This window comes from Gammaproteobacteria bacterium (genome assembly GCA_035279405.1).
Lineage (GTDB): Bacteria > Pseudomonadota > Gammaproteobacteria > Natronospirales > REEB76 > REEB76.
The window spans coordinates 1-14,647 of the sequence record DATEHU010000034.1; the positions used below are offsets into that span (position 1 = coordinate 1).

The 14,647-nt window shown below is 63.1% G+C and carries 12 protein-coding genes; 9 read left to right on the forward strand and 3 right to left on the reverse strand.

Annotated features, from left to right (window positions below):
- The first annotated feature begins 144 nt into the window (after positions 1-144).
- The 6 genes from VJR90_07855 to VJR90_07880 all read left to right on the forward strand — a co-directional run bounded on the left by VJR90_07855 (position 145) and on the right by VJR90_07880 (position 7,102).
- The gene (locus VJR90_07855; GenBank protein ID HKV97382.1) at positions 145-1,059 is read left to right on the forward strand and encodes an ABC transporter ATP-binding protein; all 915 of its coding nucleotides are present in this window, start codon (positions 145-147) and stop codon (positions 1,057-1,059) included.
- Positions 1,060-1,141: 82 nt separating this feature from the next.
- Complete coding sequence (locus VJR90_07860; GenBank protein ID HKV97383.1) at positions 1,142-1,924, forward strand: ABC transporter permease; 783 nt, start codon at positions 1,142-1,144, stop codon at positions 1,922-1,924.
- A 123-nt stretch (positions 1,925-2,047) separates the two neighbouring features.
- A complete protein-coding gene (gene otsB, locus VJR90_07865; protein HKV97384.1) occupies positions 2,048-2,812 on the forward strand; it encodes a trehalose-phosphatase in 765 nt (254 codons plus the stop codon).
- The gene (locus VJR90_07870) at positions 2,809-4,596 is read left to right on the forward strand and encodes a glycoside hydrolase family 15 protein (protein ID HKV97385.1); all 1,788 of its coding nucleotides are present in this window, start codon (positions 2,809-2,811) and stop codon (positions 4,594-4,596) included. Before otsB ends, VJR90_07870 begins: the two co-directional genes overlap by 4 nt.
- Positions 4,593-5,972 (forward strand): trehalose-6-phosphate synthase, encoded by a 1,380-nt coding sequence (locus VJR90_07875; GenBank protein ID HKV97386.1) that lies wholly within the window; start codon positions 4,593-4,595, stop codon positions 5,970-5,972. Before VJR90_07870 ends, VJR90_07875 begins: the two co-directional genes overlap by 4 nt.
- A 41-nt stretch (positions 5,973-6,013) precedes the next feature.
- Complete coding sequence (locus tag VJR90_07880; GenBank protein ID HKV97387.1) at positions 6,014-7,102, forward strand: mechanosensitive ion channel domain-containing protein; 1,089 nt, start codon at positions 6,014-6,016, stop codon at positions 7,100-7,102.
- A gap of 42 nt (positions 7,103-7,144) precedes the next feature.
- Here the strand turns inward: VJR90_07880 and VJR90_07885 are convergent, their stop codons facing one another.
- Together VJR90_07885 and VJR90_07890 are read right to left on the reverse strand one after the other, a co-directional pair.
- Positions 7,145-7,822: a hypothetical protein gene (locus VJR90_07885; GenBank protein HKV97388.1), complete on the reverse strand. Its 678-nt coding sequence runs from the start codon at positions 7,820-7,822 to the stop codon at positions 7,145-7,147.
- 30 nt (positions 7,823-7,852) lie between these two features.
- Positions 7,853-9,427, reverse strand: a complete 1,575-nt coding sequence (locus VJR90_07890) for an APC family permease (protein HKV97389.1) — start codon at positions 9,425-9,427, stop codon at positions 7,853-7,855.
- Between the two features lie 180 nt (positions 9,428-9,607).
- On the opposite strand from VJR90_07890, the gene VJR90_07895 reads away from it, so the two are divergent.
- The gene (locus VJR90_07895; GenBank protein HKV97390.1) at positions 9,608-10,438 is read left to right on the forward strand and encodes a methyltransferase domain-containing protein; all 831 of its coding nucleotides are present in this window, start codon (positions 9,608-9,610) and stop codon (positions 10,436-10,438) included.
- Here VJR90_07895 and VJR90_07900 read toward each other — a convergent pair.
- Complete coding sequence (locus VJR90_07900) at positions 10,430-11,824, reverse strand: MATE family efflux transporter (GenBank protein HKV97391.1); 1,395 nt, start codon at positions 11,822-11,824, stop codon at positions 10,430-10,432. The genes VJR90_07895 and VJR90_07900 overlap by 9 nt on opposite strands.
- A gap of 138 nt (positions 11,825-11,962) precedes the next feature.
- On the opposite strand from VJR90_07900, the gene VJR90_07905 reads away from it, so the two are divergent.
- Together VJR90_07905 and VJR90_07910 are read left to right on the forward strand one after the other, a co-directional pair.
- The gene (locus tag VJR90_07905) at positions 11,963-13,201 is read left to right on the forward strand and encodes a glycoside hydrolase family 27 protein (GenBank protein HKV97392.1); all 1,239 of its coding nucleotides are present in this window, start codon (positions 11,963-11,965) and stop codon (positions 13,199-13,201) included.
- A 100-nt stretch (positions 13,202-13,301) separates the two neighbouring features.
- Positions 13,302-14,594 carry an acetyl-CoA C-acetyltransferase gene (locus VJR90_07910; protein HKV97393.1) on the forward strand — a complete coding sequence of 431 codons (1,293 nt, stop codon included), beginning with the start codon at positions 13,302-13,304 and terminating at the stop codon, positions 14,592-14,594.
- Positions 14,595-14,647 lie beyond the last annotated feature (53 nt).

Sequence of the window (14,647 nt, forward strand, 5' to 3'; positions counted from 1 at the left end):
CCTTCCAGTTCTGCCTCAAGCACCCGTAACCGGGTGGTAACCACCTAGGATCTGTCTCGATCCAAGGCCCGCGGTGACGACACCGCGGGCCTTTTCTTTTTTGGTGCTATCATCTTCGCCCCCGTAGATACGCACCCTCCAGGCATGAAAGCCCTCTCCATCCAGAACCTGATCAAGACCTACAGCAACGGCGTACAGGCCCTCAAGGGCATAGATTTCGAAGTCGAGGAAGGCGAGTTCTGCGCCCTGCTCGGCCCCAACGGCGCCGGCAAGACCACCACCATCGGCATCATCACCTCGCTGGTGAACAAGACCGCCGGCACCGTCAAGGTGTTCGATTACGACATTGACACCCACATGGATCACGCTAAGTCCTGCATCGGCCTGGTGCCGCAGGAAATCAATTTCAACCAGTTCGAGAAGCCCTTTGACATCGTGGTGAACCAGGCGGGCTTTTACGGCATCCCCCGCACGCTCGCCAAGCTGCGCGCGGAAAAATACCTGAACCAGCTTTCCCTGTGGGACAAGCACGACGACATCTCCCGCAATCTTTCCGGTGGCATGAAACGCCGCCTGATGATCGCGCGTGCGCTGGTGCACGAACCCCTGCTCCTGATCCTGGACGAGCCCACGGCGGGCGTGGACATCGAAATCCGCCGCTCAATGTGGGAGTTCCTCAAAAAGATCAACCACGAAGGCATCACCATCATCCTCACCACCCACTATCTGGAAGAGGCCGAAAACCTGTGCCGGCGCGTGGCCATCATCGACCACGGCGAGATCATCGTGCAGGGCCGCACGCGCGAGCTGCTGGAAAAACTGCGCACCGAGACCTTCGTGCTCAACCTGCGCACGCCGCTCGCCAAGCTGCCACCGCTCGACGGCTACGCCGTCACCCAGGTAGACGACACCACGCTCGAAGTCGAAGTCAGCAAATCCCAGAACATCAACGGGCTGTTCGAGCTGTTGTCGAAGGACGATGTCCAGGTGCTGAGCATGCGCAACAAGGTCAACCGGCTGGAGGAATTGTTCGTGCGCCTGGTGGAAGGCAAGGGCTAATCAATCTGGCTTCCACACTTTATCCTCTCTCCCCTAAAGGGGAGAGACAAGAGTGAGGGGTGTATCTGGTCCAGAGGAATTTATGTACGCATCCAGACTGCGCGCCAACTACATCGGCTTCCAGACCATCGTCATCAAAGAAGTGGTGCGCGTGCTGCGCATCTGGATCCAGACGCTGGTGCCGCCGGCCATCAGCATGACGCTGTATTTCATAATTTTCGGTGGCCTCATCGGCAGCCGCGTGGGCGAGATGGGCGGCTACAGCTACATGGCCTACATCGCCCCCGGTCTCATCATGATGTCGGTCATCAACAATTCCTACGTGAACGTGGTGTCGTCGTTCTTCGGCTCCAAGTTCGGTCACTACATCGAAGAACTGCAGGTCTCGCCGCTGCCGAATTACATGATCATCCTGGGTTACATGATGGGCGGCGTGGTACGCGGCATCCTCGTGGCCATTCTCATCACCATCATCGCGCTGTTCTTCACGCGCCTGCACCTCGTGCACCCGCTGATCACCGTGTCGGTCGTGATCCTCACCGCCGTGCTGTTTTCCCTCGGCGGGCTCATCAATGCGATCTACGCAAAAAAATTCGACGATGTGACCATCATCCCCACCTTCATCCTTACGCCGCTCACCTATCTGGGCGGGGTGTTCTACTCCATCCATTTGCTGCCGGTGTTCTGGCAGAACGTCTCCAGGCTCGATCCCATCCTCTACATGGTGAATGCTTTCCGTTACGGCATCCTGGGCGTCTCGGACATCGGCATCGGCACCGCCTACGCCATCATCCTGCTGTTCATCCTCGGCCTGTTCTGCTTCAGCCTGTGGCTGCTCAACAAAGGCGTGGGACTGCGCAGCTGAGTGGCGCGGAGCCGAAGTCGATGTTTTTTGCAATCACTTGACTCCGCCCGCATAATACCTGTGTCTGCCGCACCGTGCGGGCGGCGGACCGCTCCCCAAATAAACTCTCCGCCGGTGTGCGTATTGCCAACCTTTCCGCAAACCCTGCCCGACGATCCCACGCATCTGGCGCTGTTTCTCGATGTGGACGGCACCCTGCTGCCCCTGGCCGAAACACCTGCCGATGTGCACCCCGACGCAAATGTCGGTGCGTTGCTGGAGCGCCTGCGCGGAGTGCTTGGCGGAGCCCTGGCGCTCGTGAGTGGACGCCCGCTCGGTGAAATTGATCGCCTGTTTGCACCGCAGCACTTTGCCGCCGCCGGACAGCATGGTGCGGAATGGCGTGATGCCGCGGGTACTACCGGCAAATACAACGCGCATCTCGAGGAACTCGACGACGTGCGCCCGCAGGTGCTGGAGCTCGCCGCCGGCGACGCACGCCTGCTGCTTGAAGACAAGGGTCTGACGCTCGCCGTGCATTTCCGGCGCGCGCCCGAGCGTGCACGCGACCTTTCGGCAGCGCTGGCGGCGGCACTCGCGGTGCACCCAGCGCTTACGCTGCAACACGGCAAGTGCGTGCTCGAAGTACGTCCGGCCGGGTGCGGCAAAGACACCGCGATTCGCCGCATGCTGGACGCGCCGCCGTTTGCGGGACGCCTGCCGCTGTTCGCGGGCGATGACGCTACCGACGAGGATGGTTTCCGATTCATCAATGCACTGGGCGGCTGCAGCATCAAGGTGGGAGCCGGCGCGAGCAACGCGTGCTACCGGCTGGCCGACCCGCATGCAATGCGCGCCTGGCTGGCCGCGCTGGCGCACACCCCAGTGTCGGAGGCCATCACCGAATGAACAGTCTGGAACTAGGCCTCATCGGCAACTGCGGATTTTGCGCGCTGCTGGATGAGCACGCCGAGGTAGTGTGGTGCTGCCTGCCGCGCTTCGACGCCGATCCGGTGTTCTGTTCGCTGCTGGACCCGAAAGATCACCCGGGCCGCGGCCGGTTCGCCATCGAGCTGCATGCGGGTTTGGCGTCGTCGGCACAGCACTACCAACGCAACACCGCGATCCTTACGACGCGCCTGCGCGACCGCAACGGTGCCGAAATCGAGATCACGGACTTCGCGCCGCGATTCAAACAGTACAGCCGGATTTACCGGCCGACCATGCTGATACGCCGGCTGCGGCCCGTCAGCGGCCGGCCGAGCGTCACCGTCCGGCTTCGGCCGCTCGGAGACTATGGCAAACAAGTACCGGATACCACGGCCGGTAGCAATCACATTCGTTACCTCTTGCCGGGGCAGGTTATACGCCTGACGACGGATGCGTCGCTGAGTGCAATTTCCGAGGAAACGCCGTTCCTGCTGGACCGCGAAATCGTGCTGCTGCTCGGTCCGGACGAGAGCCTGAGCGAGAACGTCGCTCAATTCACGCGGCGTTGTGAGCAAGATACCGCCGCCTACTGGCGTGAATGGGTGCGCTACCTGGGGCTGCCCTTCGAATGGCAGGAAGCGGTGATCCGCGCCGCCATCACGCTCAAGCTGAGTGAATACGAAGATACCGGCGCGATCCTCGCGGCGGTCACGTCTTCCATTCCGGAGATGACCGGCGCCGCACGCAACTGGGACTATCGCTATTGCTGGTTGCGCGACAGCTACTTCGCGGTGAACGCGCTGAACCGCTTGGGCGCCACCGCCACCATGGAACAGTTCATCCGTTACGTCGAGAATATCGCTACGCACTCCGATCACCACCGCCTGCAGCCGCTGTACAGCCTGAGCGGTGCAGCCCGACTCGAGGAACGCAGCCTCACGTCCTTCAACGGTTTTCGCGGCAGCGTACCGGTGCGTGTCGGCAACGATGCCTGGAAGCAGCACCAGCACGACGTGTATGGCGCGGTGGTGCTGGCGGCGGCACAGCGATTTTTCGATTCGCGCATCGAACAGGCCGGCGACGAGGTGCTGTTCCGCCGGCTGGAAACCCACGGCGACATCGCCCTGCGCCTGTACGACCAACCGGATGCCGGCCTGTGGGAACGCCGCGAAGCACAAAGCGTGAGCACGTATTCAAGCGTGATGTGCTGGGCGGCCTGCGACCGGCTGGCGCGTATTGCCAGGCGCCTCGCGCTCGCCGAACGCGCGCATAAATGGCGCGCGGACGCCGACCGCTTGCACAAGGTGATCCTGACCCGCGCCTGGAATGACAAGACCCGGAGTTTTTCCTCGGTACTCGATGGCGATGCACTCGACGCCAGCCTCTTGCTGCTCGCCGATCTCGGGCTGGTGCCGGCGAGCGATCCACGATTTGTCGCCACAGTGGAACGCATCGGCCGCGAACTGCGCCACGACGAGTACGTGTTCCGCTATTCCCACGCCGATGATTTCGGCAAGCCCCACAACGCCTTCACGCTCTGCAGCTTCTGGTATTGCAATGCGCTCGCTGCGCTCGGCCGACGCGATGAAGCGCGCGCCATCTTCGAAAAGATGCTCGGGCACCGCACGCGCCTCGGACTCTTGTCCGAGCATATTGACCCGTCGAACGGCGAGCTCTGGGGCAATTTCCCGCAGACCTACAGCATGGTCGGCATCATCCAGTCAGCGCTGCGCCTGAGCACCTCTTGGGAGGAGGCGTTTTGAGCCGCCTGGTAGTGGTTTCCAACCGTGTCGCCCTACCCGGGAAGCATGCCGGCAACCAAGGCGGATTGGCCACCGGATTGACCGCGGCGTTGCGTGAGCGCGGCGGCCTGTGGTTTGGCTGGGATGGGCGGCTCAGCGAGCAGCCAGAACTCGTCAGTGTTGCCGCACGCGCCGGAGGAATCCGTTACGTAACCACGGCGTTGACGCGACTCGAATTTGACCAGTACTACGCCGGCTTCGCGAATCGCGCGCTCTGGCCGCTGTGCCATCACCGATTAAATCTGCTGCACTACAACCGCGCCCAGCATCGCGGTTACCTGGAAGTTAACGTGCGCTTAGCGCGGCAACTGCTGCCACTGCTGGAGCCGGACGACCGTGTTTGGATTCACGATTACCATCTGATGCCGCTGGCTGCGCAACTGCGCGCAGCCGGCGCACAACAGCTCATCGGCTTTTTCCTGCACGTGCCGTTTCCGCCGCCGGAGCTGTTGCGCGCGCTCCCGGGGCAAACCGAGTTGCTGCGTGACCTACTGGCTTGTGACTTGATCGGCTTCCAGACCGACGCCGACGTGGGCGCTTTCCGGCGCTCGCTGGAATTGTTCTGCCCGGAGGTCGAGCTTGGCGATACAGGTGCGTGCCACGCCGGCCATGAAACACGCATCGGTGCGTTCCCCATTGGTATTGATGTGCAGCAAGTCGCGCGCCTCGCCGCCGCCGGGCGCGTAAGTGCCCACGGTCGGCGTTTGCGGGAAAGCCTCTCGGGCCGGCGGCTCATCATCGGGGTGGACCGGCTGGACTACAGCAAAGGCCTGCCGGAGCGTTTTCGCGCCTACGGCCGGCTGCTGAAAACAGCACCCGAATTGCACCGCAAGGTCGTGCTGCTGCAAATCGCGCCGCTGTCGCGTGCCGAGGTTCCCGAGTATCGCCAGATCCGCGGCGATCTCAACGCCATTGCCGGTGACATCTTCGGACGCTTTGCCCAATACGACTGGTTACCGCTGCGCTACATGACGCGCGGTTTTGCGCGCAGCACAGTTTTGGGATTTTTGTCGCTCGCCCATGTCGGGCTGGTGACGCCGCTGCGCGATGGCATGAATCTGGTGGCCAAGGAATACGTCGCCGCCCAGCCGGAGGAGGATCCCGGCGTGCTGGTGCTTTCCTCGCTGGCCGGTGCCGCGCGCGAGCTGCCCGAGGCACTGATCGTGAATCCTTATGACGTCGAGGGCATGGCAGAGGCGCTGCGCGCCGCGCTTGGCATGCCGTTGGCGGAACGTCAAGCGCGCTGGCGTGCCTGCATGCAGGCCCTGAGCAACAACACCATTCATCATTGGACCGACCGTTTCCTGCAAGCCCTGGAGAGCGGGACACGGGGCTGAGTGCGCCGGCAAAGGTAACATCGCATGCAGGACATCCATTCATGAGCGTATTCGCGTTTTATCCCGCTCTGCCGGTGCTGGCCGCGGCACTTGGATTGCTCATCTGCTATGCCGGGTTTGGCCTGCTGCGCCGGGCGGCTACGCGCTTTCCCAACCGCACGCTGCCCGCGGCCCTGATGCGCCTGCGAGAACCGGCGCTGCTCGCCGCTCCGGTCATCGCCGCGGCGGTGGCGCTGCCATTTGCGCACCTGCCGGCACTCTTGGGCGGCTTATTGCACGCCGCCGAGATTCTGTTGATCGCGGCAGTCGCCTGGGCCTGTCTACGCGGCTTCGACATCTGGCGCGAATTTCTGACCCGGCGCTACCGTCTCAATGTGACTGACAACCTGCGCGCACGCCAGGTTCACACCCAGGCGCTGATGCTGCGCCGCATCTTCGCCGGACTAATCGTGGTTGTGGCCCTGGCCTTGATCCTCATGACGTTTCCGTCGGTGCGCGCGCTCGGCGCCACCTTGTTCGCCTCGGCGGGTGTCGCAGGTCTGGTGGTAGGCCTCGCGGCGCGTCCGGCCATCACCAACCTGTTCGCCGGCTTGCAGGTTGCGCTCACCGAGCCCATCCGCCTGGACGATGTGGTGATCGTTCAGGGAGAGTGGGGCCGTATTGAAGAAATCCGTACCACTTATGTGGTGGTACGCATCTGGGATGAACGCCGGCTGATCGTGCCGCTCTCGTACTTCATCGAGCAACCGTTCCAGAACTGGACGCGGCATAGCGCGGATCTCCTGGGGACGGTGTATGTGTACGTGGATTACACCCTGCCGGTCGAGCCCGTGCGACGCGAGCTGCTGCGGATACTCGAAGCCAGCAAGCAGTGGGACCGCAAGGCATGGGGACTGCAGGTGACGAATGCCACGGCACAGACCATGGAACTGCGGGCGCTCATGAGTGCCGCGAATAGCGGCGATGCCTGGGATCTGCGCTGCCTGGTGCGCGAACAACTCATCACCTTTCTGCAAGCGCGCTATCCGCAGAGCCTGCCGTTGAGCCGGGTCCGTTTGCAGGATCCGCCCGACCGTCCGGTGCCCGCAGAGCCGCCTAATGCCAGCGTATCTTCGAGTCCGCCCCTTTAAGGTACCGCGCTTAATACTGTGGGACTCAAGGCACGCGGCTGATTATCCCGGCGGCAAGTGGAGTTGGTGGGCGCGCTTTTCGGCCCAGGCTTTCAATTCATCCGCCATGCTCGGCCGGTATTCTCCGGGGCAAGGTACCCCAAACCCCACCGTGGCGTGCGCCGAAGGTGAAGGCCCCACTTGTATGGTCTGCAGTGCCAGACACCGACCACCGGACTTGGCCACCGTATATCCGTACACCGAGCGATAAGCCTCGCCATTCTGCGTGGGGAGCAACGGAGACGGCGTGTGGATCGCCTTCTCCAGATCCGAATACGGATTGAACGCGTGCGGAACAAAGGCCGATACGGACGGCGGAGCGAAAGTTATCCCCGGCAGTCTCAGGTCCAATCGTGCCGATGGCGAGACCGGCTTTACCGGGCCGGATTCCGGAATCAGCACCGGCCGGGGCATCGGCGGACGGGCAACGGCGGAATGCCTCAGTGGACGCACTTGGTGGGGAACAGTCCGGGTGATGATGCGCCGGGCCGGCGCTTCCCGAGTCGAGACCAGATGCAGTTCCACCAATCTGGACGCAACGCTCTGCGGCGATGCATGGGTAAATGCCCACAGCAGAAAAGCGCACACCAATGTAGTGCCGACCACAGCGCCGGCCAGGCTGTAAAACGGATGGGGTTGCACGCCGGAGCCGGCGTGCATGGAAACCGCAGCGGTGTTCACCGCAGACTCCCGGCCCGAACAGGGTGCGCGTCAGGTCTCGGATTTCAGCAAGCCGTCATAGTACTCCTGCGAACGCGCCCCCGGCACGCTGGTCTCGAGCGCGATGTACAGGATGATGAGGCTCAACACCGCGATCGCGAGCATGTCCCAGTAAATGTCGAGCAGCCCCGTGCCGCCCATGGAGGCGGGGCCCACCCAGCTCAGGATTTCCATGCCGCCGAAATACGGAATCAGCCACAGCGCGTGACGCCAATCGCGCGCCCCTTCCGTGCCGTTGAAGATCAGATACAGCACCAGGCCGGCCGCCAGGATGGCAAACAGAAAACTCACGGTGAAAAAACCGGTCCAGAACAAAATGAAGTTGGAAGCGATGAACGCCAGCGGCGTGATGAGCCAGGCCCACCACAGCCGGAACGGCCGGTGCGTGTCGGGCATGACGCGGCGCATCTGCAGCAGCACCACGCAGCCCAGACCGTAGGACAGCACCGTTGCGGAGGACGCATAGTCGACGAGCTTTTGCCAGGACGGGAACGGAAAGAAGAACAGCAGGCCGATGAGAAAGCCCACAATCAGCGCCACCCATGGCACGCCGTAGCGGTTGATTTTCTGGAGTCCACGTGCGGCAAACTTTTCATCGGACGATGCCAGCAGCATGCGCGCCGTGGCCGTGGTCCAGATGTAGCCGCAGAAGGTCGGCGAAATAATCGCGTCGGCGTACAGCGCCAGCCCCCAGAAACCGGCGCCGAGCGTGATCGCGAGTCCCGCCATGGGACCGGCGTCGCCGGAGAAATTCAGTCCCGCCCAGCCGTCCTTGGCGAGCAGCGCCGGCGGCACCGCCGCCACGAATGCGTATTGCACCAGCACGAAGATGATGCCGCCGATGACGATGGTGCCGATCACCGAGATCGGGATGTTGCGCGCCGGATTATCGGTCTCGCCCGCGAGCTGGATCGCCTGGCTGAAGCCGAACAGCGAGAAGAACACTCCGGCGGTGGAAATCGCGGTCAGCATGTTGGCCACGTTGCCGCTGGCGTGCGCCGGCACGGAAAGATTTTCCGGATGATGCGAATAAATCAGCAGCACGATGATGGTGCCGATGGGCGCGCACACCTTGATCCAGGTGGCAATGCTGTTGAGCAGCAAAATCAGCCGCAGGACCAGAAAATTCAGGATCGTGAGCACGCCCAATATGCCTATGGACACGATCACACCCAACGGAGTCAGTAGACTCGTGGCGGGGTGCACCAGGCCGGGCAGGTAATTATTGGCGTAGGTGACCACGGCCATGGCCTCCACCGGCGCAATCGAAACGTAGGCCATGAACAGGATCCAGCTCCAGATGCGCCCCACCAGCCGGCCGTGGGTAATCAGGCTCATGTACATGAGCCCGCCGCTCTTGGTGAACATCGGCCCGAGTTCCGCGTACACCAGCGCGATGAGTCCCACCGCAAGCGCGGCAATCGCCCAGGAGCCGATGCTCAAGGGGCCGGCGTCCTTGGCCGCGTGCATCGGTCCGAACAGCCAACCCGAACCAATCATGGTGCTCACGCCCACGAACAGCAGGCCGATGACGCCCGCGTCTTTGCGCAGTTTGCCCTGGGCCACGGGATGCTCCTGGTTGCGGAGACAAAGGATGCGTGAGGCTAACGAAGGGCTTGGCGACATGCAAGCGCAGGCTTTAACATCGGCGCCCTGGTTGTGGGAGCGACGGTCCCCGTCGCGATACTCTTGAATCGCGGTCGGGACGACCGCTCCCACAAAATCATTCCTGACTCAAACATTGCCATGACCACCGACCGCAATCCGCAAAAACAGCACATGACCGATGAGTCCATGGTGCGCACGCTGGCGGCCCAGACCGAAGCCATCTGGCCGCAGGAGCGCACACTGATTTCCGCTTATGGGCTGCCGGCCGACGTCAAAATTCTGGACGTGGGCTGCGGCACCGGCGAATTTACCTGGCGTTGCGCGCAAATGTTCCCGCGCGCCCAGGTTCTGGGCGTTGACGTATTACCGCAGCAAATCGAGTACGCGCACCGGCATCACGCGGCGCTCGCGCCACGGCTTGAATTCCGCGAGGGCGATGCCTTCGCGCTGGATTTACCCGATGGCAGCTTCGGCTGCGTCGCCTGCCGCCACATGCTGCAAACCGTGCCGGAGCCCGAGCGCGCCATTGGCGAATTGATCCGCGTCACCCGCCCCGGCGGACGTCTGCATTTGCTGGTGGAAGACTACGGCATGATTCATGCCTTCCCGACGCGCGGCGATCTTGATGCATTCTGGGATCGGGCCATGGCGGGATTTGCGAAAAACATGCACGTGGATCCGCAAATCGGCCGGCGCGCATGGCATGAATTGCGTATCCGCGGCATCCAGGCACTCAGCGTGAACTACCTCACCATAGACACGCTGCGCGTGCCGCGGGATGTCCTGGTGCGGATTTTTGAATCCTGGGCCGACGGCTACGCCTCCACGGTCGCGGAGCTGGCCGGCATGAGCACAGCCGAGGCCCGTGCGGGCTTTGATGACATCATCGCCTGCATCCGCAGCCCCGATGGCTACGCGGTGTGGCACGTGCCGATCGTCAGCGGCGTGAAACCCGCAGGCTCAGCCTGAGGCCGGCGCCCGCAGTGGCGCGCGGCTGAGGCGCAGGTAGCGCGCCAGCAGCAGAATCGCCGCCACACTGAGTCCGGCGATAAAGCCCGCCCAGATCATCTGCGGGCCAAGATGCAGCGGGATGCCGAAAGCCCAGGCGAGCGGGAACCCCACCAGCCAGTAGGCCACGATGGTGATGAGCATGGGCACGCGCGTGTCCTTGTAGCCGCGCAGCGCTCCGGCGGCGCTGGTCTGCAGACCGTCGGATAACTGGAAAATGGCGCCGATATACAAAAGACTCGCGGCAATGCGCGCCACGTTGGCATCGCGCGTATAGATCTCCACGATGTAGTGCGGCAGGAGCAGCATGCTCAAGGCCGACAGCACCTCGAAGCACAGGCACAGGCCGATGCCGGCGAAACCCGCGAGGCGCGCGCCGTGCGCATCGCCACGGCCGAGCGCCTGGCCGACGCGCACGGAAATCGCGAGCGCGATGCTCATCGGCACCATGAACACGAAGGAGGCGTAGTTGAGCGCGATCTGGTGCGCCGCCACGATATCGGTACCGAGCGTGCCCATCATCAGGCCGACGCCCGCGAACAAAGACGACTCCATGAAAATGCCGACGGCGATCGGCACGCCGAGCCACAGGAGTTCGCGCTGTGCCACCCATTGCGGCCACTCGAAGCGCGCGAAGATTTCCAGCGGCCGGTAGAGCGCGCGACGGCGCACATAAATTAGCAGGGCGAGAAACATCAGCCACTGGGTGACGGCGGTGGCATAGCCACAACCGGCGGCGCCCAACGCGGGCAGGCCCAGCTTGCCGTACATGAGTATGTAATCGAGCACGCCGTTCACCGCGAGCGCACCGAGCGCAATCGCGAGCATCGGCCGCGTGTGGCCAATGCCTTCGCTCGTAAAACGCAGCGCCTGATACAGGCACAGGCCCGGCAGTCCCCAGGCGAGCGCGTCGAGGTAGGCCGTGGCGTTGGGAATGATCGCCGGTTCGATGTGGATGGCGCGCATGAACGGCGCGAGGTGGCGCAGCAGGAAAAATCCGCCCCAGCCGAGCACTTGCGACAGCCACAGCATCTGGCGCGCATAGTGGCCGATGTCGCGCGCTTTGCCCGCACCGTACAGGTGCGCAGTGGTCGGCGATTGCGCCATGAGCACACCGAGCGCGAACAGAAAAACCGGCGCCCACACGTTGGCGCCCACCGCCACCGCGGCGAGCGTGGGTGCGCCCAGCAGCCCCGCCATGATGGTATCGGTAAGCGCCATGCCCACCAGCGCCAGATTGTGCACGATCAGCGGCCCGGCAAGCGTCAGTGTGGCCAGCGCTTCCGCGCGCAGCACCGGCCAGCGCGACGGGCGCGCAGCGACTGAAGAAGCAAACGACTCGGTCACGGAGAAACAGGCGCGCGGGCGGCTGCGGGCAAAAAAGGACGCGCATCATAACAGGGGGCCGGCGTCGCACCCGCAGCGTTGACCCCCCGCGGTGGCGGCGCGACACTGCATCAATTCGCCCATTTCCGAGGCATCACCATGCGCACCCTCACCCGGGTCATTCTCATGCTGGCCTGTTTTCTGTCCGGCCTCGCCATGTGCGGCGGTGCGTACGCGGCCGGCGCAGCGCGTCCCGCACTCTCGTACAACGGTCTTGCGCTCACGCCGCCCATGGGCTTCAACAACTGGGCGCACTATGAATGCAAACTCAACGAACAGCTGTTCGTGGACACCGCGAACGCGCTGTTGAGCACCGGTCTGGCGGAGCTCGGTTACCGCTACGTCAACATTGACGACTGCTGGATGGAAAAGCACCGCGACGCCGCCGGCAATCTGGTGGCCGACCCGAAACTCTTTCCCCACGGCATGCGGTGGCTGGGCGATTACATCCACTCGAAAGGACTCAAGTTCGGCATCTACGAGGACGCGGGCTACATGACTTGCCAGAAAGCGCCGGGCATGTACGGCCATATCGAGCAGGACGTGAAGACCTTTGCCTCCTGGGGCGTGGATTACCTGAAACTGGATTACTGCTATGCGCCGGACGACAAATATCCCGGCAAGAATTTCTCCGAGGTCGCACATCTCGTGTATGGCGAAGTGAGCGCGGCGCTGTTGAAATCCGGGCGCGACATCGTGTTCAGTTGTTCGCCGCCGGCCTATATGTTCGGCAAACCCCGGGAATTCGCCGAGGTCATGAGCTGGATCGGTTCGGTGTGCAATTTGTGGCGCACCGATGACGACATCTACAACGCCTGGAAAAGCGTGGTCGCGAACTACGAGGGCAACGTGGGGCTCGCGCAGTACGCGTTCCCGGGCGGCTGGAACGATGCCGACATGCTGGAAGTCGGCAACCCCGGCATGAGCCTCACCGAGCAACAGTCCCAGTTCAGTCTGTGGGCCATGATGGCCTCGCCGCTTTTGATCAGCACCGCCGTCGCCAAACTTTCGCCCGCTGCCCTTGCCATCCTGTCGAATCGGGACGTGATCGCCATTGATCAGGATCCACTCGGGCGCCAGGCATCGATTGTGAAGCAAATTGGCAAGGTGGACATCCTGTCGCGGCCGCTCGCCGACGGCGACCACGCAGTGGCCTTGTTCAACAAGGGTGAACAGGCGAAAAAAGTCAGCGTGAATATCATGGCCATCGGCCTGCGACCGGGCCGCTACCGGCTCAAAGACTTGTGGAGCAAGCAGGTTTCCGAGACTCGCGTCATGATTTCCGCCGAGGTTCCTGCGCACGGCGTCGTGCTTTACCGCGTGAGCAGAGCACACTGAACTCGCGCCCGCGCGGCGCAGCTGTGGCATCATAGAACACAGCAAATTCAAAGCCGCGGCGCAACTCGCGTCGCGCGCCATTCCCGTTCAGGAGCCCGCCATGATCAAACTTCCGCGTCCCATCGCCATTCTGGGCGGAATGCGCATCCCCTTCTGCCGCATCAACACCAATTACATGCGGCTTGGCAACCAGGAAATGCTGACCGCCGCGCTCAAGGCGCTGGTGGACAAGTACCACCTCAAGGGCGAGACCCTCGGCGACGTGGCCGCGGGCGCGGTCATGAAACACGCGCGCGACTGGAGCCTGACGCGCGAGGCGGTACTGTCGAGCGGCCTGCATCCGCACACACCGGGCCACAATCTGGACCGCGCCTGCGGCACCTCGCTTTCCACCGCGGTCGAACTCGGCACACGCATCGCGGTCGGTGAACTCGAATCCGCCATCGCCGCGGGCGTGGACTCCGCGAGCGACGTGCCCATCGTGTTCGGCCGCCATTACCAGCAATTGCTGCTGGATCTCAATCGCGCCAGGACTCTGGGGCAACGACTGAAAATCATGGCGCGCTGGCGCTTGCGCGACCTCAAACCGCATTTTCCCGCGGTCACCGAGGCGCGCACCCACTTGAGCATGGGCCAGCATTGCGAGCTGATGGCGAAAGAATGGAAATTGACGCAAAAAGAACAGGACGAACTCGCGTATTCCAGCCACATAAAAGCCGCGGCGGCCTGGAAGGAAGGTTTCTACAAGGATCTGGTTACGCCGTTCAATGGCATTGACCACGACAACAACGTGCGCCCCGACACCACGCTGGAAAAACTCGCCAAGTTGAAGCCTGCGTTCGACAAGACCGGCGGCGGCACGCTCACGGCCGGCAATTCCACGCCGCTCACCGATGGCGCCTCCGCGGTGCTGCTCGCCAGCGAAGATTGGGCCAAGGCACACGGCTTCCCGGTGCAGGCGTTTCTAACGCATTTCGCGGTCGCGGGCGTGGATTTCGCCGGCATGGCGAGCCCGTATCACGAGGGCTTGCTGATGGCGCCCACCTACGCCGTGCCCAAGATGCTGGACGGGGCCGGCCTGAAACTCCAGGACTTCGATTTCTACGAAATCCATGAAGCCTTCGCTGCCCAGGTGATTTGTACTTTGAAGGCCTGGGAATCGGCGGAGTATTGCCGCACGCGTCTCGGCCGCAATCAACCGCTCGGCTCCATTGATCGCAGCAAGTTGAACATCAAGGGCGGCAGCGTGGCGCTCGGCCATCCCTTCGGCGCCACCGGCGGACGCATCCTCGCGGGCCTCGCGAAACTGCTCGCGCAGAAAGGCAAAGGTCGTGGGCTGATCTCGATTTGCACCGGCGGCGGCATGGGCGTGACCGCGATTCTCGAGCGTTAGCTCCAATCCTCCCGGAAGGTTCGACCCACGCGGTCAGCGCTCCGACGAGCGGC